Origin of the sequence: Methylobacterium sp. WL120, assembly GCF_008039465.1 — a bacterium.
In the GTDB taxonomy this organism is placed as follows: Bacteria; Pseudomonadota; Alphaproteobacteria; order Rhizobiales; family Beijerinckiaceae; genus Methylobacterium; species Methylobacterium cerastii.
This window is the reverse complement of record NZ_VRUT01000005.1, coordinates 46,476-65,034: the sequence shown is the minus strand read 5'-3', so window position 1 is coordinate 65,034 and position 18,559 is coordinate 46,476. Positions and strand designations below refer to the sequence as shown.

Sequence of the window (18,559 nt, the reverse complement as noted above, 5' to 3'; positions counted from 1 at the left end):
TATGGTTCTGGATTCCGGGCTCTGCTGCGCAGCCCCGGAATGACGGGCACGTGCGAGGACGCTCGATCGAGACTTCGACCTCTCTTTGCCAGGGCCGCAACGCTCCTCTCCGCTTCCCCGACGCCCTCCGCGGCGGTATCAGGGCGCATGACCGACGCACCCCGCCTCACCCTGCTGACGCCGCACCATGTCGGGGCGGAGCATGTCGATGCGCTGGTGCCCGCGCTGGAGCGGGCCTGCGCCGCGGGCGACGTGGCCGCGGTGATCCTGCGGCTGGCACCCGCGGACGAGCGCAGCCTGATCGCCCTGGTGAAACGCGTCGCGCCCGCGGTGCAGGCGGCCGGCGCGGCGCTGGTCGTCGCCGCCCCGGGTTTCGCGGGCGACCTCGTCAGCATCTCGGCGCGGGGCGGGGCGGATGGCATCCACGTCGACAAGCCGGAGGAAGGCACGCTGCAGGAGCTGCGCGGGCGTCTGCGCGACGGCCGCATCCTCGGCGTCGGCGGGATCGAGACCCGGCACGCGGCGATGGATGCGGGCGAGGCCGGCATCGACTACCTGATGTTCGGCGGCCTCTACCCCGACGGCGTCGCCGCCGGCGCAGAGGGCGTGCACGAGCGCACCGCGTGGTGGGCCGAAATCTTCGAGACGCCGTGCATCGGCGTCGCCTGCGCCGAGGCCGAGGTCGCGGCGCTCGCGGCGACCGGCGCCGAGTTCGTCGGGCTGGAGAGCGGGCTGTGGATGGGCGACCCCGCAGGCGTCGCCCGCGTGCAGGCCGCGCTCTCGGAGGCGGCCTCGTGAGGCGGCTCGCTTCGAGCACCCTCGCGCTGCTCCTGGCCGGCGGCGGGGCGATGGCGGCGCCCAGCGCGATCGAGCCGACCCGGACGCCGGGCACCGACCCGGTCAAGCCGCCGATGCGGGAGCTGCCGACCCCCTACACCGTCGGCTATTCCGGTGGCGCCCGCCCGCCGCCGACCGACCGCACGCCGGACTTCGCCTACGGCGCCTACCAGCGCGGGCAGTACGTGACCGCGTTCCGCGAGGCGACGAAGCGGATCGAGGCCGACCGCAAGGACGCGGCGGCGATGACGCTGCTCGGCGAGTTGTACAACCAGGGCCTCGGCATCCGCCCCGACCCGGTCAAGGCCGCCGACTGGTACCGCCTCGCGGCGGCGCAGGGCGAGCCCGGCGCGATGTCGTCGCTGGGCCTGATGTCCCTCGACGGCCGCGGCGTTCCCAAGGACCCGAAGGCCGGCCGGCGCTGGCTCGAGCAGGCGGCCGAGCACGGCTCGCCGACGGCGGCCTACAACCTCGCCTTGCTGCTGCTCGCCAGCGGCACCGAGGCCGACCAGACCCGCGCGGCGGCGATGTTCCGCAAGGCGTCCGACGGCGAGATCGGCCCGGCCCAGCACGATCTCGGCGTGCTCTACCTGCAGGGCCGCGGTGTGCCGCAGGACGCGACCAAGGCGGCGGAGCTGTTCCGGCGGGCGGCCGACAACGGCGACCTCGCCGGCGAGGTCGAGTTCGCGATCCTGCTGTTCAACGGCAAGGGCCTGCCGAAGGACGAGGGCCGCGCCGCCCGCTACTTCCTGCACGCGGCGTCCCGCGGCAACGCCATCGCGCAGAACCGCGTCGCCCGGCTCTACGCCACCGGGCGCGGCGTGCCCAAGAACATGGTCGAGGCCGCGGCCTGGAACCTCACCGCGGCCGGCCAGGGCCTGTCGGACGCTTGGCTCGACCAGACGCTTGTCGGCCTCACCGCCGACGAGCGCACCCGCGCCGAGCGGCTGGCGGAGGAGCGGTCCGAGGCGCGCTGAGCGCGGTCGCTCAGAGCCCGTTCCACGACCGATCCCACTCACCACCTCATCCTGAGGCGCTTTCGCTAGGCGGAAGCCTCGAAGGAGGCCTCCAGGGATAGCGCGATCTCTGGAGCCTCTTTCGAGGCCGCTGACGCGGCACCTCAAGATGAGGTGGTGGGTTGGGAAAAGGGAGGAACCCTTGTCACCGATCGTGGTCAGACCCGCGCTTAAAGCTTGCAGGCGCCGTCGAGCGCAGCGTTCTCGGCCGCCGTGAACAGGCGTGAGCGGATGTGGAAGCGCTTCTCACGGCCGTTCTCCAGGGAGAACATGCCGCCGCGTCCGGGCACCACGTCGAGCAGGATGTGGGTGTGTTTCCAGACCGCGAACTGCGAGCGGCTGATGAAGAAGTCCGCGCCCCCGACTTGGCCGAGATGCACGTCGCCGTCGCCGATGATGAAGTCGCCCACCGGATAGCACATCGGCGAGGAGCCGTCGCAGCAGCCGCCCGACTGGTGGAACATCACCGGGCCGTGCTCTGAGCGAAGCTCGGCGATGAGCTCCAGGGCGGCCGGGGTCGCGGTGACCCGCAGCGGCGTCCCGTCGACGCCGGCCTGCTCGGCGGTGGTGGCGATCGTCGCCGTGTCCGTCATGTCCGCTCCCATCCGCACGTTTTCTTGATCCCATGTGGTTCGCGCGGCGCCGAAATGCAGTGGTGGGCGCCAGCGAAAACGCCCCGGCCGCGAGGGCCGGGGCGAAGTCGTCTCGAAGTCGAAAGCGCCAGCCCGTGGGCCGGAGCCAGGCCGGCCTAGAAGAAGCCGAGCTTCTTGGCCGAGTAGCTCACCAGCATGTTCTTGGTCTGCTGGTAGTGGTCGAGCATCATGCGATGGTTCTCGCGGCCGATGCCGGACTGCTTGTAGCCGCCGAAGGCCGCGTGCGCCGGGTAGGCGTGGTAGCAATTGGTCCAGACGCGGCCGGCCTGGATCGAGCGGCCGAAGCGGTAGGCGCGGGTGCCGTCGCGGGTCCACACGCCGGCCCCTAAGCCGTAGAGCGTGTCGTTGGCGATACTGAGCGCGTCGGCGTCGTCCTTGAAGGTCGTCACCGAGAGCACCGGCCCGAAGATCTCCTCCTGGAAGATCCGCATCTTGTTGTGGCCCTGGAGCACCGTCGGCTGCACGTAGAAGCCGTCGGCGAACTCGCCGTCCTTCACGTTGCGTGCGCCGCCGGTGAGCACCTTGGCGCCCTCCTGCCGGCCGATGTCGATGTAGGAGAGGATCTTCTCCATCTGCTCGGACGAGGCCTGCGCGCCGATCATGGTCGCGGGATCGAGCGGCGAGCCCTGCGTGATCGCCTCGACGCGCTTAACCGCACGCTCCATGAACCGGTCGTAGATCGACTCGTGCACCAGCGCGCGGCTCGGGCAGGTACAGACCTCGCCCTGGTTGAGGGCGAACATGGTGAAGCCTTCGAGCGCCTTGTCGAAGAAGTCGTCGTCCTCGTTGGCCACGTCCGCGAAGAAGATGTTCGGCGACTTGCCGCCCAGTTCCAGCGTCACCGGGATCAGGTTCTGCGAGGCGTACTGCATGATCAGCCGGCCCGTCGTCGTCTCGCCGGTGAAGGCGATCTTGGCGATGCGGGGCGAGGAGGCCAGCGGCTTGCCGCATTCAAGGCCGAAGCCGTTGACGACGTTGAGCGTGCCCGGCGGCAGCAGGTCGGCGATCAGCTCCATCACCACGAGGATCGAGGCGGGGGTCTGCTCGGCGGGCTTGAGGACGATGCAGTTGCCGGCGGCGAGCGCCGGGGCGACCTTCCACACCGCCATCAGGATCGGGAAGTTCCACGGGATGATCTGCCCGACGACGCCGAGCGGCTCGTGGAAGTGGTAGGCCACCGTGTCGTGGTCGATCTCGGAGATGCCGCCTTCCTGGGCGCGGATGCAGCCGGCGAAGTAGCGGAAGTGGTCGATGGCGAGCGGGATGTCGGCGTTCACCGTCTCGCGGATCGGCTTGCCGTTGTCCCAGGTCTCGGCGAGCGCGATCAGGTCGAGGTTCTCCTCCATCCGGTCTGCGATCTTGTTGAGGATGCGGGCGCGCTCGCCGGCCGAGGTGCGGCCCCAGGCGTCCTTGGCGGCGTGGGCGGCGTCGAGCGCCTTCTCCACGTCCTGCGCGTCCGAGCGGGCGACCTCGCAGATGACGCGGCCGGTGATCGGCGAGGTGTTTTCGAAGTAACGGCCGTTCGCCGGCGCCACCCACTGCCCGCCGATGAAGTTGTCGTAGCGGGCCGAGAACGGCGACTTGGTCTTGGCGTCGGCCAGGAATTCCGGCTTGTTCATGGTGCTGTTCCTCCGTGCGGCTCCGGCATGGCGTGCCGGCTCTTTTTCGGACTTTTCGCGTTCCGGCCGCAGCCAAGGACAGTCGAGCGGCGATGGCAAGCCGGACTTTTGGCCAAAGGCGGGTGCGAACGCCGCGTGCACGGTAGCCCCATCCGAGGGTGATGGCGACCGAAACGGCGCGGCTTCAGGTTGCCTTGCGTGCCTTGCGAGTCGCGGCCGCCTTCCTGGCGGAGGCCGAACGCTGCTCCGGCGTGCGCGCGGCCGAGGCCTTTCCGCCTTTCTCGCCACCCTTCTCGCCGCCCGCATGCGCGGCCGGGTGGTCGGTGGCCTTGCCGCGGCCCGAGCCGCCAGGCTTCTTGCCGCCGCCGTCGTCCTTGTTGACGGTCGCCCAGGCGCGGGCTTCGGCCTGCTCCTCGGGCACGCCGCGCTTTTCATAGGATTGCGCGATGTGCTCGGCCTTGCGGACCTGCTTGTCGGTGTATTTGCTCTTGTCACCCTGGGGCATGGCGAAACCTCGTGCGGTGCGGCGAACGGCGCCTCAGCCGGTTCCGGTCGGCCCGTCGAGGACCGCGCGCACGCGGCGGATCAGGTCGGTCCGGCGGTAGGGCTTGTTCAACACGTCGAACTCGGATCCCCCGACGTCGGTTCGCTCCAGGCTCGCCTCGGCGTAGCCGGTGGTGAGCAGCACCTTGAGGCGCGGCTGCCGGCGGCGCGCCTCGCGGGCGAGCATCACCCCGTTCATGCCGCCCGGCATGATCAGGTCGGTGAAGATCATGTCGATGCGGTCGTTGCCGTCGAGGATCTCGAGCGCTTCGCGCCCGTTCCCGGCCATCAGCGTGACGTAGCCGAAGTCGCGCAGGATCGTGCGGGCGAGCTCGGCCACGTCCTCGCGGTCGTCGACGATCAGGATGGTCTCGGTGCCCTGGCGCTCGGTGGTGCGGGCGGGCGGCTTGGGCGCCTCCTTCACCCCGGTCTCGGTCACCGGGAAGGACAGGCGCACGGTGGTGCCCTCCCCCAAAACCGATTCGATCTTCGCGGCTCCGCCCGATTGCTTGGCGAAGCCGTAGACCATCGAGAGGCCGAGGCCGGTGCCCTTGCCCTCCTCCTTGGTGGTGAAGAACGGGTCCATCACGCGGGTCAGCACCGAGGGCGGCATGCCGGTGCCGCCGTCGGTGATCGAGACCTGGACGTAGCGCCCGGCGCGCAGGGGGCCGGTCCCGGTGATCTCGCGCTCGGATACGTCGAGGTTCTCGGTGACGACCCGGATCGGCCCGCCCTCCGGCATCGCGTCGCGGGCGTTGATCATCACGTTGAGCAGCGCGACCTCGGCCTGGGTCGGGTCGACGCGGCAGTTCCACAGGTCCGGCGCCAGGTCGTAGGCGACGGTGACGGCGTCGCCGACGGAGCGGGCGACCATGTCGCGCATTCCCCCGATCAGGGCGTTGAGGTTGACCGCGCGGCCCTCCAGCCGCTGCTTGCGCGAGAAGGCGAGGAGCTGCTGCGTCAGGGTCGTGGCGCGCTGCGCGGCCTGCCGGATGTTGTCGGCGGCGCGCCCCAGCCGGGCCTTGTCGGCGTCGGGCTTCTCCAACCCGGCGCTGAGGATGTCGACGTAGCCGACGATGACCTGGAGCAGGTTGTTGAAGTCGTGCGCGATGCCGCCGGTGAGCTGGCCCAGCGCCTCCATCTTCTGAGCCTGGCCTAAAGCCTCCTCGGCGTCGCGCCGGCGCGACACGTCGAGCTGCGAGGCGAAGAAGTACAGCAGCTCGCCGTTGGTGTCGTAGAGCGGGGAGACGAACAGCGCGTTCCAGAAGGTCGAGCCGTCCTTGCGGTAGTTCAGGATCTCGGTGCTGTACTCGCGCCGCTCGTCGATCGCCGCCCGGACCTGCGCCACCGCCTCGCGGTCCGTCTCCGCCCCCTGCAGGAAGCGGCAGTTGCGGCCGATGATCTCCTCCTGGCCGTAGCCGGACATCGCCAGGAAGGCGTTGTTGGCGAAGATGATCGGGTTGTCGGGCTGGCGCGGATCGGTGACCGTCATCGGCATGCGGGTCGTCTCGACGGCCGCGAAGAAGATCTCGTTGCGCGGGTCGGACATGGCGGTGGCGGACCCGGCGCCGACGCGGGTGGTGCGGCCGGTCGGCGGGGTCTCGGGCGTCTGGGTCATGTCGGGGCGGTCTCGTCCGTCGGCATCGGTCTCGCGACTCCGTGATGGTGCGGCTGGGCGGGTAACACGGCGGCGTTGCCCCTGTTCGGACAGCCTCCGAGCCGACGTCATCGCGACAACGCGAAGGGGCGACCGTGCGATCCAGGTTTTCTAGCGGGAGTCCAAACTCGATCGAAGGCGAATTGTCGCCCGAACCGGCGATCCGGCCGCCGCCGTCACTGTTCAGCTTGCCTCGGGATGGATAGGGATTGATCTCGACGCCGCGCCTTCCCGAATCGGGAAGTCCCCGTGCGTCCTACGTCGGCGAGCAGCAGTCTTGACGACTGCAACCTGAGATTATCCGGGCCCATGTCCGACATCGACGTGGTGTTCATCGCGCCCGATCCTTCGGCCGGTCACGGCCTCCGGTCGGCCCGTCGCACGATCGTCTTCGCGCCCGGCGAGCCGGTGCCGCGGGTCGGCGAGTGCGTGATCCTCGGGTTCGACGCCGAGGCGTCGCGCTGGCTGGTGCACGACGTCGCCCACATCTTCGAGCACGACGCCCACGGCATCGCGATCAAGCTCGCCCTGCCGGCGGAGGGCTGACGCCGCCCCGGACTACTCCGCCGCCTGCGGCAGGGTGGCAACGGGCGTCGCCGCCGTCCGCGCCGGCTCGACGCCGGGCGCACGCGACACGGCGACGGCGTTCTCGATCGCGTCGTTCAGGGTGGTGACGAGGACGTCGGCGGAGGTCGCCCGGCGCAGGCGGTCGAGGGTGGCCGGGTCGCGCTCGCCCCAGAACCCGACGAGGACGCGCACGCCCGGCACCGCGGCGCGGGCCTGCCGGACGGTGAAGCGGATCTGCGACAGGCTCACCGGCTCGAGATAGGAGAAGCAGATCATCGCGAGGCTGGCCGCGTCCTTCGGCCGGGCGCCGCCGCGGATCGCCGACATGGCCATCACTTCGGAGCGCAATCCGTGGCGGTCGAGGGTCTGGCTCAGCATCAGCGTCGCCGCCTCGTCGAAGGGGCCGCGGCTGGAGACGCAGAGCACCGGCACCGCGCCGCGCCAGGCCGGCGCGAGGTCGGCGGGCTTGAGCACCACGGCGGCGACCTTACGGTCCGGCCCCGCCGCGGCGACGGCGGCGGCGGCTTCGGAGCTCCCAGTCCGCGCCTTTCCCTTGCGCGGGCGCAGGGCCACCGGCGTCGTCCCGAGGCGGGCGACCACGGTGCGAATCGCGGCGCCGACCTCGCCCTGGCGCGCACGGTCGAGGGTGCCGCGGGACAGGTCGTCCTGCGCCAGCCGCAAGCCGGCCAGAACGACCTCGTCGTAGTAGGTGACGAGCGCGCGCTCCTTCAGGAACTGCCGGCCCTGGTCGATCGCCTCCGCCGGGTCGTTGGCAAGCATGCGCTGGTAGAAGATCTCGGGCGGGTCGAGGGCCGGCTTGTCGCCGAGCAGCACGTCGAGATACCAGAGCCTGTCGACGTGGCGGCCGAGCACGACGAGGCAGACCGTGAGCGGGGTGGCCAGCACGAGGCCGATCGGCCCCCACAGGAACGTCCAGATCGTCGCCGAGAGGATGACCGCGATCGGCGAGAGCCCGGTGGAGTGCCCGTAGAGCAGCGGCTCGATCACGTGGCCGGCGATCGGCTCGACCACGAGGAACAGCGCCGCCGTGGCGATCACCATGCTCCAGCCCGGATCGACGGAGGCCGCCAGCACCAGCGGCAGCAGGGCGCTGATCGCGGCGCCGATATAGGGCACGAAGCGCAGGATCGCCGCGAGCACGCCGAACAGGGTCGGGCTCGGTACACCGATCCACCACAGCCCGACGCCGATCACCACGCCGAAGGCCACGTTGAGGGCGAGCTGCGCCAGGAAGAACCGGCTGAGGCGGCGCGCCGCGTCGTCGATGGCCGCGGTGGTGCGGCGCAGGTCGCCCGAGCCGCCGGCCAGCCGGATCATCCGGTTCCGCAGGTCCTCGCGCTGGAGCAGGATGAAGATCGTGAAGATCAGGATCAGGCCGGTGGTGGCCAGCGGGTGCAGGATCGGCCCGGCGAAGGTCTGGAGGTTCTCGACGAGGCCGGCCCGCGCCGCGCGGATCTCCACGGTGAGCGGATGCCCGGTCGAGCCCGGATCGCCCTTCAGCTCCGGCGGCGGCGGCGGCGACAGCGTCGCGCTCAGGTCCTGGAACACGTCGACGATGCGCGACAGCGTGCCGGTGTCGGCGGTGGCGCCGCGCAGGGACTTGATCTTGTCCTGCATCACCAGGGAGTAGCGCGGCAGGTCGGAGACGAGCTGCCCGCCCTCGCGCACGATCAGGCTGCCGATCCCGAACAGTGCTCCGAACACCACGACGACCACCAGCAGCACCGCCGGCACCCGCGGCATGCGGATGTGCCCGAGCAGGCGCACCGCCGGCACGAGGACGAAGCTCAGCAGGATCGCCAGCGTCACCGGCACGAGGATGTCGCGCCCGAAATACAGCGCGGCCATCACCGCGAGGACGAGCAGCAGCGAGGCCAGGGCGACGAAGACCGGCAGGCCGTTCTTCAGGCGCTGCGCGGTGACGGGGTCGTCGCTCATGGATTACGCTCCGGTTACGCCTGTGTTCGACCGCTCGAGCGTTCCCCCATCGACGCCCCTTATCCTTAGGTGCCCGCGGCAGCGGGCTGCGAAGGAGCCCTCCAGGACCCGCCGAGACCGCGGGAGGGCTCTTTCGAGGCCCGCTGAGCTGCGGTACCTCAGGATGAGGTGGAAGGGAGGAGAACCGCCCTAGCCCGCCGTCGCGGTCTCGCCCAAGGCCGCGCTGATCTGGCTGAGCAGCTTCGAGAAGTCGACGGGCTTGGGGTGGTAGTCGTCGCAGCCGGCCTGGATCGCCTTGTCGCGATCGCCCGACATGGCGTGGGCGGTGAGCGCGATGATCGGGATGCCGCGGGTGTCGCTGCCGGACTTCAGCGCGCGGGCCGCCGACCAGCCGTCGAGGATCGGCAGGTTCATGTCGAGGAGGATCACGTCGGGGCGGCCCGAGCGCGCCTGCTGCACGCCGGCCTCGCCGTCATGAGCCAGGATCACCTCGTACCCGCGACGCTTGAGCCGGCGGGACAGGAAATCCCAGATCTCCTCGTGATCTTCGACCAGCAGAATCTTGGGCATGGATGTTGGGTCCCCGACGCACGGCCGTCCGACGCGTCGCCGCCGCGCATCGATTCTTCAACGCGCGGCGGCCCACGATCGTCCGATTTTTTGTATTCAAACCCTCGTGGCAGATCATCTGCTCGAGGGGAAGGCGCCGCGTTCAGCGATCTTCGTCGTTGAGGTGGAAATGGACCTCTTGGATGTTGGCCCGCTCGAAGGCCTGCATCACGTGCTGGTAGGAGCGCTCCATCTCCGTCACCGCGTCGCCGGGGGTGTCGTCGGGCTTGAGGACGAACATCAGCATCGAGCGCCCGGTCACGTCGTAGCGCTCGCCGGACGTGAAGCTCGCGACCTCCTGGCTGTCGGGCAGGTTGGTGTCGAGCAGGCGCGTCCAGGCCGATCCGCCGACCGACTCGGGCAGGGTGAACTGCACGAGGTCGTGGTAGGCGTTGTACATGATCAGCAAGGTGGCATCGCCGCCGCGCCGGTGCACGCCCGACGCCTGGGCGCGCCCGTCGAGCAGCACCGCTAGGGAGCGGGCGCCGCCGTCGGTCCAGTTCTCAGATCCCATCTCGTGCCCGTCCGGGCGCAGCCACGTCACGTCCTTGACGCCGAACTCCTCGTCGTACTGCCCGGTCAGGTAGCGGCCGCGGCTGAGGATCGGCAGGGCGTTGCGCAGCAGGATCAGGCGCTGGGTGAACTCGGCGAGGTCGCGCTCCTCGGCGCCGATCGCCCCCCAGTCGATCCACGAGACCTCGTTGTCCTGGCAGTAGGCGTTGTTGTTGCCCTGCTGGGTGCGCGCGAACTCGTCGCCGGCCAGCAGCATCGGCGTGCCGTGCGACAGGAACAGGGTCGCGAGCATGTTGCGCATCTGGCGCAGGCGCACGGCGCGGATCGCCGGGTCGTCGGTCGGGCCCTCGACGCCGTAATTGTACGACAGGTTGTGCGAGTGGCCGTCACGGTTGTTTTCGCCGTTGGCCTCGTTGTGCTTGTCGTTGTAGGCGACGGTGTCGTGCAGGGTGAAGCCGTCATGCGCGGTGAGGAAGTTCACCGAGGCCCAGGGCTTGCGCCCGCGCTTGTTGAACTTGTCGGCCGAGCCGGTGATGCGGTTGGCCAGATCCGGCAGCAGGCCCTCGTCGCCCTTCCAGTAGCCGCGCACGTCGTCGCGGAACCGGTCGTTCCACTCGGCCCAGCCGGGCGGGAAGCCGCCGACCTGGTAGCCGCCCGGGCCGCAATCCCACGGCTCGGCGATGAGCTTCACGTCGTTCAGCACCGGGTCCTGGCGGCAGGCGTCGAGGAAGCCGCCGCCCTCGTCGAAGCCGTGCGGCTCGCGACCCAGGATGGTGGCGAGGTCGAAGCGGAAGCCGTCGACGCGCATCTCGGTGGCCCAGTAGCGCAGGGAGTCCATGACGAGCTGCAGCACGCGGGGATGCGAGAGGTTGAAGGTGTTCCCGGTGCCGGTGTCGTTGATGTAGTAGCGCTCCTGCCCCGGCAGCAGCCGGTAGTAGGAGGCGTTGTCGATCCCCTTGAACGACAGGGTCGGACCCTTCTCGTTGCCCTCGGCGGTGTGGTTGTAGACCACGTCGAGGATCACCTCGAGGCCGGCGCCGTGCAGGCGGGCGACCATCTCCTTGAACTCCGAGAAGGCGAAGTCCGGCACCGCCGCGTAGCGACGGGCGGGGGTGAAGAACGAGATCGTGTTGTAGCCCCAGTAATTGACCAGGTTCTTTTCCTGCAGATAGTCGTCCTGCACGAAGGCGTGGACCGGCAGCAGTTCCACCGCGGTCACGCCGAGGCTCTTGATGTAGTCGAGCACGTCGGGGTTGCCGAGACCGGCATAGGTGCCGCGCAGGCGCTCGGGCACCCGCGGATGGTTCTTGGTCAGGCCCTTCACGTGGGCCTCGTAGACGATGGTCTTCTCCCACGGGACGTTCGGCTTGCGGTAGGCGCCCCAGGTGAAGGCCGGGTCGATGACCTGGCTGCGGCGGGTGAACGGCGCGCTGTCGCGCTCGTCGAAGGTCAGGTCGTCGCCGGTCTCCATCTGGTAGCCGAACAGCGCCGGGTTCCAGGTGATCGAGCCGACGAGCCCCTTGGCGTAGGGGTCGATCAGCAGCTTGTTGTGGTTGAAGCGGTGCCCGGCCTTCGGCTCGTAGGGGCCGTGGACGCGGTAGCCGTAGATCGTGCCGGGCCGCGCGTCGGGCAGGTAACCGTGCCAGACCTCGTCGGTGTATTCGGGCAGCGCGATCCGCTCGATCTCCTTCTCGCCGGACTCGTCGAACAGGCAGAGCTCGACCTTGGTCGCGTGGGCGGAGAAGACGGCGAAGTTCACGCCGAGGCCGTCCCAGGTGGCGCCGCGGGGATAGGGCTTGCCTTCCTGGATGCGCGAACGAACGGGGCGGGTCGAGACTACGTTTCGGATTGGGTCGGCCATGTTCACTCCGTCGGCCGGGGCCGCATCACGACGACCGCCGCCTGACGTTCGGCGACGGGGCCCCCGGGCCGTTTTGTGAACGTGCGGCCGACGGCGAAGCTCCCGGGCGCCGGAAATTTTTGCAGCGCAGCGACACGAGCCCGCGATCCGGGCGGAACCCGTTCCGGCACCTGAGATTTTTGCGCACGCTGGGTTCTTCCACCGCCCCGTGCGGCGCGCCATAGAAAGGGCTCGCCCCGGGCACGGCCCGGCATTCGCGGCCCATCGCGGCGCCAATCGGGCGCGTCGCGCCTTCCGGAGCAGACCGCATGAGCGTCGAGGCAACGAACGACGAAGGCCCCGATCACGCCTCCGGGCTGCAGATCGTGGCCGACCGCCACGGCGTCGGCCTCGACGCGGTACGCCACCTGTTGCGGGCGCTGGAGGCCGGCAACGGCACGATGGCGCAGTTCGACCACCCGGAGCTCGGCGGCATGGGCCAGTGGTTCTCCGGCGGCATGGTCATGGTCGGGCGGATGTTCGACGCCGAGCTGAAGGCCCGCGTCGCCGGCCTCTGCGCCGAGCTTGCCGGCGCGCTGCCCGCCGCCGGCTGGAGCGGCCAGGGCTGGAACGCAAGCGAGCGCGGCGGCGGCGAATGGTGGCCGGCGGGTCTCGGCCGGCCGTCGAGCGCCGGCGCCCAGGACGGGCTGCGCTACGCCTACTTCCCCGAGGCGCGGCGGCTGGCGATCGAGTCCGATTCCGGCGTCGCGCTCTACGACACCGGCGAGCACCAGATCTCGGGCGTCTCTCAGTCGAACGGCGCCCTGCGCTTCACGGGACCGCAGGGGAGCATCGGCCTCGACACCCTGCGCCGCCTCGCCCCCGACGCGACCGAGCCCGCACGCGCCGCCGCTTCTATACCCGAACCTTGCTCTCCCCCCGCCTCCACACCGCGGCCTGCGGCCGCGCCGGAGCCGGCGCCAGACGGCGACGTGTTCACGAAGATCGAGCGGCTCGCCGAGCTTCACGGGCGCGGCGTCCTCACCGAGGCCGAGTTCGCCGACAAGAAGGCCGAGCTGCTCTCGCGGATCTAGCGTCGCCCGCAAAACCCTGCCGCGCCGTTGGGCCACAGGGCGGAACGCACCGCTTTCGGGCGTTCCGCACAGGTCGTTCGAGCCCGCCCGCCCCATATGTCGAAGGCGGCCGCGTTCCGGTCCGCCGGACAGCGTATGGCCACGATCGGCGACCTCCTCGACGTCACCACGATCTACCACGAGCCGGCGGTGGAGACGTTTCCGCGCGGGCGCGAGATCCTTGCGCGCTATCCCGACGCGACGCGCATCGCGGTGCCGTCGCACTGGAACATCCCGGCGCTCCACGGCAACGAAGGCTCGGTGGAGGACTGGGTCCGGATCAAGCGCTCGACCCTGGTGCTCGGCGTGAAGAAGGGGCTGACGATGCGCCCCAATGGCCGCAGCGCCCACTTCATCGCGCCCTCGACCTCGAACGGCTGCGCCATGGCCTGCGCCTATTGCTACGTGCCGCGGCGCAAGGGCTTCTCGAACCCGATCTCGCTGTTCGTGAACGTCGAGGCCGCCTGCGCGGCGATCGCGCGGCACGCCACGAGGCAAGGGGCGCTGCCCGAGCCCGACACCATCGATCCGGCCGCCTGGGTCTACGACATCGGCGAGAACGGCGACCTCTCGGTCGACGCCGCGATCTGCGACAACGTCCGCGACCTCGTGGCCCTGTTCCGCACGCTCCCGAACGCCAAGGGTTCGTTCGCGACCAAGGCCGTGAACCGCGACCTGCTCGCCTACGACCCGCAGGGGCGCACCCGCATCCGCTTCTCGCTGATGCCGGCGCGGATCGCCAAGGTCGTCGACGTGCGCACCAGCCCGATCGCGGAGCGGATCGCGGCGATCGACGACTTCGTGGCCGCCGGCTACGAGGTGCACGTCAACTTCTCGCCGGTCATCCTCTACGAGGGCTGGGAGGCGGATTGGCGGGCGCTGTTCCAGGAGATCGACGGCACGCTCTCGGCCGCGGCCAAGGCCCAGCTCAAGTGCGAGATCATCCTGCTGACGCACAATGCCGGCCTGCACGCGGTCAACCTCGGCTGGCACCCGCGCGCCGAAGACCTGCTGTGGCGGCCCGACATCCAGGAGGCGAAGGTCTCGGAGGGCGGCGGCGCCAACGTGCGCTACCGCGCCGGATGGAAGGGCCGCTGGCTCGCCCGCTTCAAGGCGGTGCTCGACGAGACGATGCCGTACTGCACCGTGCGCTACGCGTTCTGAACGGCGAAATCGAACCGTTCTCGCCGGCTCCGCGTTCCCGTCCGCATTCGGGAGAGCGATCCACCATGAGCGACCACGCACGATACCTGAGCGAGGCGGTGCAGCTTGCCGCCGACAACGTCTGCGACGGGGGCACGCCCTACGGCGCCGTGCTCGTGCGCGGCGACGAGGTCCTGGCCCGAGTCGCCAACAACGTGCACACCACCAACGACCCGACCGGCCACGCCGAGATGGTGGCCCTGCGCGAGGCCAGCCGGCGCCTCAACAGCCGCGACCTGTCGGGGAGCGTGATGTACGCCAGCGGCCAGCCCTGCCCGATGTGCCACGCCGCGATGCGGCTCTCGGGGATACGCGAGGGCTACTTCGCCAACGCCGCCGCGACGGCCGGCGAATTCGGGCTGCTCGGTGCCGAGATCTACGCCGAGCTGTGCCGCCCGCTCGACGAGCAGCCGATGCGGCTGAAGCACCTCGACGTACCGGAGGCCACGGCACCCTACGCGGCCTGGAAGGCGCGCAAGGACCAAGCGTGACGGGGTCCGCCGCGTCGCGTCCCGTCAGTGCGTCCAGGGGGCCGTGCGGTTGAACTTGAAGTTGTCGGAGTAGGACAGCCCCTTGCGCGGGGGCGCCTTCTTCGGCTCCTCGACGCGGTAGGCGATGCCGGCCTTCTTGGCGTAGGCGACTGCGTCCTCCAGCGTCTCGAACTTCAGGTGGACCTGCTGCAGCATGTCGCCCGACCCGGTCCAGCCCATCAGCGGGTCGGTCTCGCGCGGTGCGGTCTGGTCGAACTCGAGGTGCCAGACCTTGGTGCGCGCGGTGCCGGACTGCGACGCGTCCTTGGACGGCTGGAAGATGCGGGCGCTCGACATGGCCTTCAGACACCGCTCCGGAAATCGATGGTCGGGGCGATAGGATTCGAACCTACGACCCCCTGGTCCCAAACCAGGTGCGCTACCAGACTGCGCTACACCCCGACATGCATCGGTCTTACGGGGTCGGCGCGATGCCGGCAAGGTTCGATCGGTGTCGCGGGAGAAGACGCGGTGGCCTTGGACGCGGCGGCCCTAGACGCGGATGTCGAGGAGCTTCCGCTCCATGGCGTCGGAGGCGCGCACGACCGCGGCGTTGGCCGCGAAGGAAGCCTTGTCCTCGATCATCCTGACGGCCGTGCTCGACAGGTCCACCTGGGTGGCGCTCGGCAGGCTCGTCCCGATCTCGGCCACCTGCGTGGCGCTCGACGCGAACCTCTGCGACGCGGCGACGAGGCCGGCACTGCTGATCGATGTCGCGCTGATCATGGATCGCCTCCCCGATGCAGCGACTCAAACCATGCCGCCCGTGAAGGAATCGGCCGCGGAGTGGATCGCATTTGATCGAGTCGGCAGTAACGCCCGGCACACGATTCGCGATGAGGCGATGGCCGACGTGATCCAAGCCGGCCTGACCTGCGCGGTCGTACCTTCGGACCCGCCCGGTTCCGAACGCCGCTTGATCCGCGGCGCATCCGACCCACCTGCGGCATCGAGGGCGCGACGGTCCACGTCACGTGAGGAAGTTTCGATGATCGATCTCTACTACTGGCCGACCCCGAACGGTCACAAGGTGACGATGTTCCTCGAGGAGGCGGGGCTTCCCTATACGATCAAGCCGGTCAACATCGGCAAGGGCGAGCAGTTCGATCCCGGCTTCCTCAAGATCGCGCCGAACAACCGCATGCCGGCGATCGTCGACCACGAGCCGGCCGGCGGCGGTGCGCCGATCACGCTGTTCGAGTCGGGCGCGATCCTGCTCTACCTCGCCGAGAAGACCGGCCGGTTCCTCGCCACGGACCTGCGCGGGCGGCAGGAGGCGCTGCAATGGCTGTTCTGGCAGATGGGCGGCCTCGGGCCGATGCTCGGCCAGAACCACCACTTCTCGCAATACGCCCCCGAGAAGATCCCCTACGCGGTCAACCGCTACGTCAACGAGACCAACCGGCTCTACGGCGTCCTCGACCGGCGCCTGGCCGACCGGGACTACGTCGCCGGCGATTACGGCATCGCCGACATGGCGGCCTATCCCTGGATCGTGCCGTGGGAGAAGCAGGGCCAAAACCTCGACGAGCACCCGAACCTCAAGCGCTGGTTCCATGCGATCAGTGAGCGCCCGGGCACGAAGGCGGCCTACGCCCGAGCCCCGGAGGTCAACCCGGACCACGGCAAGACCATGAGCGCGGACGCCAAGAAGGTGATGTTCGGGCAGACGGCCGGGAACACCAAGCGCTGACGGCGCGACGGACCCGCGTCGTCCAATCAGGGGTTCGCCGCGCGCGATGTGTGGTGATCGAAGCGCGGGTCCCCTCTCCCGGGGGTAGAGGGGGTCGCGCCGGGTTGGGCGCGCCAACCCTGATCCGCGGCTGAGCCTGTGAAGCGTGCTACCGCCTCAGCCCATCCAAGGGCACCGGTGCCGCGTGCGGCCGGGTGCCGAGCATGCCGTCGATCAGCGCCAGCACCTCGGCCCGGCCGCAATTGGCGGCGGGCTCGAACGGGGTCCAGGTCTGGGTGAAGTCGAGGCGGGCGAACACGTCGCGGTAGTGGCGCAGCTCGTTCGTCGTCAGCGGCACGCCGCGCACGAAGGCTTTGTGCGCCGAGATCGTCACGGCACGGCGGAAATCCGCGGGGTCGAGTTCGAACTTCAGCGCGTCGCCGCAGAAGCAGATCTTGCGGCCTCGGTCGAACAGCACCGCGTGGCCGTCGAAATGGCCGGCGGTGCGGTGCAGCTCGAGGCCCGGCAGCGGCTCGAGGAAGTCGTCGTAGGGCCACGACACCTGCAGCGCCGCGCTCCAGGTGAAGTCGGCAGCCGGCAGGCACAGCTCCGGGTCGAACCGGTCCTGCAGCTGCACCAGCGCCCCGTAGGCGTGCGGGTGCGAGGACGAGAGCACCTGCATGCCCCCGAGGCTCGCGATGTGGTCGAGCGCCGCCTCGCTGAACACCGGGCAACCCTCGAAGCCCATGTTCCCGGCATCCGTGCAGATCAGGTAGCTGGACGGGCCGATCCCCGAGACCGGCTCGTTCCAGAACCGCCAGACGCCCGGCTCGAGCTCCTGCCAATGGCAGGGGAAGCGTTCCTGGGCTTGCCCCTTGGTCCAGAACTGCCAGCCGTCCTGCGGCACCACGTGGCGGGCATCGAGGCACATCGGGCAGGCGGGCGGCGTCGTGAAGTGGCGCTGCCAGAAGCCGCAATTGTCGCAGACGTAGGCCGGCAGATCGAGGGCGCCGGCAAAGGGCAGGTATCCGGGCACGCGTCGCCTCGTGGCAGCAGGGATGGTCGCAGCGCTTCGTAGAACCGTTCCCGATCGCGTTGCAATCGCGAACGGAAGCCCGTCAGGGCCGCGGCAGCAGGCGGCGCGGAGCGCGGGCGACCGCGGCGGCGCTCGCGAGACCCACCAGGGCGATTCCGGCGAATCCCGCCATCAGCAGGTCGCGCTCGCGGCTGGTCCAGAACGCGGTGCGCGTCGCCTTAGTCCGATCGCCGAAGCGCCCGTCGATGCCGACGTCGCCCGGCACCGGGGCGTCGAGGTTGCCGGCCCGGTCGGCCATGTCCTCGTCGGTCATCTGCTTCGGCCACATCTCGGCGGCCTTCTTGTCGGCGAAGCCCGGGACCAGCGCTTGCGCTGCCGCCATCATCACCGTGCTGCGGCCGACCCAGACCTCGCGGCGTGGGTGCTCGGCGGCGAAGACGATCGCCTCGGCACAGAGGCGGGAATCGTAGACCGGGTCCGGCGCGTTCTGGTCGCGGCCGGTCCGGTTGCGGGTCCACTTGTATTGCGGCGTGTTCACCGCCGGCAGGTAGATCACGCTGAGCGAGACATCGCTCTTGTCGTGGATCAGCTCGCAGCGCAGCGAATCCGTGAAGCCGGAGACGGCGAACTTGGCCGCGCAGTACGGCGCCTGCAGAGCCGCCGCGCGAAAGCCTAAGCCCGACGAGACCTGAAGGATCGCCCCGCGGTTGCGCGGCTTCATGTAACGCAGGGCGGCCAGCGTCCCGTAGACCTGGCTGAGATAGGTCGTCTCGGTGACGCGGCGGTACTCGGCCGGCGTGATCCGGTCGGCCGGGCTCACCACCGTCGACATCGCGTTGTTGACCCAGGCGCGGATCGGCCCGAGCTCGGCCTCGATCCGGGCGGCGGCCGCATCCACCGCCTCGGCGTCCGACACGTCGGCGGAGATGGTGAGGACCGGGCGGCCGTAGGCGGCCAAGGCGGCGGCGGTGGAGCGCAGGCGGCCCACGTCGCGGGCGATCACGGCGACCGCCCAGCCGCGGGACGCGAACAGGTGGGCGGTGGCGAGCCCGATCCCGGCGGTGCCTCCCGTGACGACTGCGACCCGTGCCATGCGCGCTCTTCCCCCCGACGTCTTCGCAGCGACAAGCCGTCGCCGCCGAAACGGTTGCGGCCCGCAGGGCGTGCCCAAT

The 18,559-nt window shown here is 70.0% G+C and carries 18 protein-coding genes and 1 tRNA gene; 7 read left to right on the top strand and 12 right to left on the bottom strand.

Annotated features, from left to right (window positions below; translation table 11 throughout):
* Positions 1-147: 147 nt before the first annotated feature.
* Together FV229_RS02240 and FV229_RS02235 are read left to right on the top strand one after the other, a co-directional pair.
* The gene (locus FV229_RS02240; protein WP_147750376.1) at positions 148-798 is read left to right on the top strand and encodes a thiamine phosphate synthase; all 651 of its coding nucleotides are present in this window, start codon (positions 148-150) and stop codon (positions 796-798) included.
* Positions 795-1,814, top strand: a complete 1,020-nt coding sequence (locus FV229_RS02235) for a tetratricopeptide repeat protein (protein ID WP_238270240.1) — start codon at positions 795-797, stop codon at positions 1,812-1,814. The genes FV229_RS02240 and FV229_RS02235 overlap by 4 nt, the downstream gene beginning before the upstream one ends.
* Positions 1,815-2,023: 209 nt before the next feature.
* On the opposite strand, the gene FV229_RS02230 is transcribed toward FV229_RS02235, so the two are convergent.
* From FV229_RS02230 to FV229_RS02215, 4 genes are all read right to left on the bottom strand, one after another.
* On the bottom strand, positions 2,024-2,446 hold the full coding sequence (locus tag FV229_RS02230) for a DUF779 domain-containing protein (protein ID WP_147750375.1): 423 nt from the start codon (positions 2,444-2,446) through the stop codon (positions 2,024-2,026).
* A gap of 155 nt (positions 2,447-2,601) precedes the next feature.
* Positions 2,602-4,125 (bottom strand): aldehyde dehydrogenase, encoded by a 1,524-nt coding sequence (gene adh, locus FV229_RS02225; RefSeq protein WP_147750374.1) that lies wholly within the window; start codon positions 4,123-4,125, stop codon positions 2,602-2,604.
* Between the two features lie 184 nt (positions 4,126-4,309).
* Positions 4,310-4,630: a plasmid stabilization protein gene (locus tag FV229_RS02220; RefSeq protein ID WP_147750373.1), complete on the bottom strand. Its 321-nt coding sequence runs from the start codon at positions 4,628-4,630 to the stop codon at positions 4,310-4,312.
* Between the two features lie 33 nt (positions 4,631-4,663).
* Positions 4,664-6,286 (bottom strand): hybrid sensor histidine kinase/response regulator, encoded by a 1,623-nt coding sequence (locus FV229_RS02215; protein ID WP_147750372.1) that lies wholly within the window; start codon positions 6,284-6,286, stop codon positions 4,664-4,666.
* Between the two features lie 348 nt (positions 6,287-6,634).
* Here FV229_RS02215 and FV229_RS02210 point away from each other — a divergent pair, with 348 nt between their 5' ends.
* Positions 6,635-6,871, top strand: coding sequence for a hypothetical protein (locus FV229_RS02210; protein WP_147750371.1), 237 nt, complete (start codon positions 6,635-6,637; stop codon positions 6,869-6,871).
* 12 nt (positions 6,872-6,883) lie between these two features.
* Here FV229_RS02210 and FV229_RS02205 read toward each other — a convergent pair whose 3' ends face one another.
* From FV229_RS02205 to glgX, 3 genes are all read right to left on the bottom strand, one after another.
* Complete coding sequence (locus FV229_RS02205) at positions 6,884-8,851, bottom strand: AI-2E family transporter (protein WP_147750370.1); 1,968 nt, start codon at positions 8,849-8,851, stop codon at positions 6,884-6,886.
* A gap of 189 nt (positions 8,852-9,040) precedes the next feature.
* The gene (locus FV229_RS02200) at positions 9,041-9,421 is read right to left on the bottom strand and encodes a response regulator (protein ID WP_147750369.1); all 381 of its coding nucleotides are present in this window, start codon (positions 9,419-9,421) and stop codon (positions 9,041-9,043) included.
* A 142-nt stretch (positions 9,422-9,563) separates the two neighbouring features.
* The gene (glgX, locus tag FV229_RS02195; protein ID WP_147750368.1) at positions 9,564-11,834 is read right to left on the bottom strand and encodes a glycogen debranching protein GlgX; all 2,271 of its coding nucleotides are present in this window, start codon (positions 11,832-11,834) and stop codon (positions 9,564-9,566) included.
* A gap of 308 nt (positions 11,835-12,142) precedes the next feature.
* On the opposite strand from glgX, the gene FV229_RS02190 reads away from it, so the two are divergent.
* The 3 genes from FV229_RS02190 (at position 12,143) to FV229_RS02180 (ending at position 14,640) form a co-directional block, all read left to right on the top strand.
* Complete coding sequence (locus FV229_RS02190) at positions 12,143-12,907, top strand: SHOCT domain-containing protein (protein ID WP_147750367.1); 765 nt, start codon at positions 12,143-12,145, stop codon at positions 12,905-12,907.
* 135 nt (positions 12,908-13,042) lie between these two features.
* Entirely contained in the window at positions 13,043-14,110 is a 1,068-nt protein-coding gene (locus FV229_RS02185) for a spore photoproduct lyase family protein (protein WP_147750366.1), read from the top strand.
* A 65-nt stretch (positions 14,111-14,175) separates the two neighbouring features.
* Positions 14,176-14,640, top strand: coding sequence for a nucleoside deaminase (locus FV229_RS02180; protein ID WP_147750365.1), 465 nt, complete (start codon positions 14,176-14,178; stop codon positions 14,638-14,640).
* A 24-nt stretch (positions 14,641-14,664) separates the two neighbouring features.
* Here FV229_RS02180 and FV229_RS02175 read toward each other — a convergent pair whose 3' ends face one another.
* The 3 genes from FV229_RS02175 to FV229_RS02165 form a co-directional block, all read right to left on the bottom strand.
* Entirely contained in the window at positions 14,665-14,976 is a 312-nt protein-coding gene (locus tag FV229_RS02175) for an ETC complex I subunit (RefSeq protein ID WP_147750364.1), read from the bottom strand.
* A 28-nt stretch (positions 14,977-15,004) separates the two neighbouring features.
* Positions 15,005-15,081: transfer RNA gene (locus FV229_RS02170), tRNA-Pro, on the bottom strand.
* 90 nt (positions 15,082-15,171) lie between these two features.
* Positions 15,172-15,405 carry a hypothetical protein gene (locus tag FV229_RS02165; protein ID WP_147750363.1) on the bottom strand — a complete coding sequence of 78 codons (234 nt, stop codon included), beginning with the start codon at positions 15,403-15,405 and terminating at the stop codon, positions 15,172-15,174.
* 262 nt (positions 15,406-15,667) lie between these two features.
* Between FV229_RS02165 and FV229_RS02160 the strand changes: the two genes are divergently transcribed.
* Positions 15,668-16,372, top strand: a complete 705-nt coding sequence (locus FV229_RS02160) for a glutathione S-transferase N-terminal domain-containing protein (protein WP_147750362.1) — start codon at positions 15,668-15,670, stop codon at positions 16,370-16,372.
* Positions 16,373-16,520: 148 nt separating this feature from the next.
* On the opposite strand, the gene FV229_RS02155 is transcribed toward FV229_RS02160, so the two are convergent.
* Together FV229_RS02155 and FV229_RS02150 are read right to left on the bottom strand one after the other, a co-directional pair.
* Positions 16,521-17,387 carry an MBL fold metallo-hydrolase gene (locus FV229_RS02155; protein ID WP_147750361.1) on the bottom strand — a complete coding sequence of 289 codons (867 nt, stop codon included), beginning with the start codon at positions 17,385-17,387 and terminating at the stop codon, positions 16,521-16,523.
* Positions 17,388-17,469: 82 nt separating this feature from the next.
* Positions 17,470-18,480, bottom strand: coding sequence for an SDR family oxidoreductase (locus FV229_RS02150; RefSeq protein WP_147750360.1), 1,011 nt, complete (start codon positions 18,478-18,480; stop codon positions 17,470-17,472).
* Between the last annotated feature and the right edge of the window lie 79 nt (positions 18,481-18,559).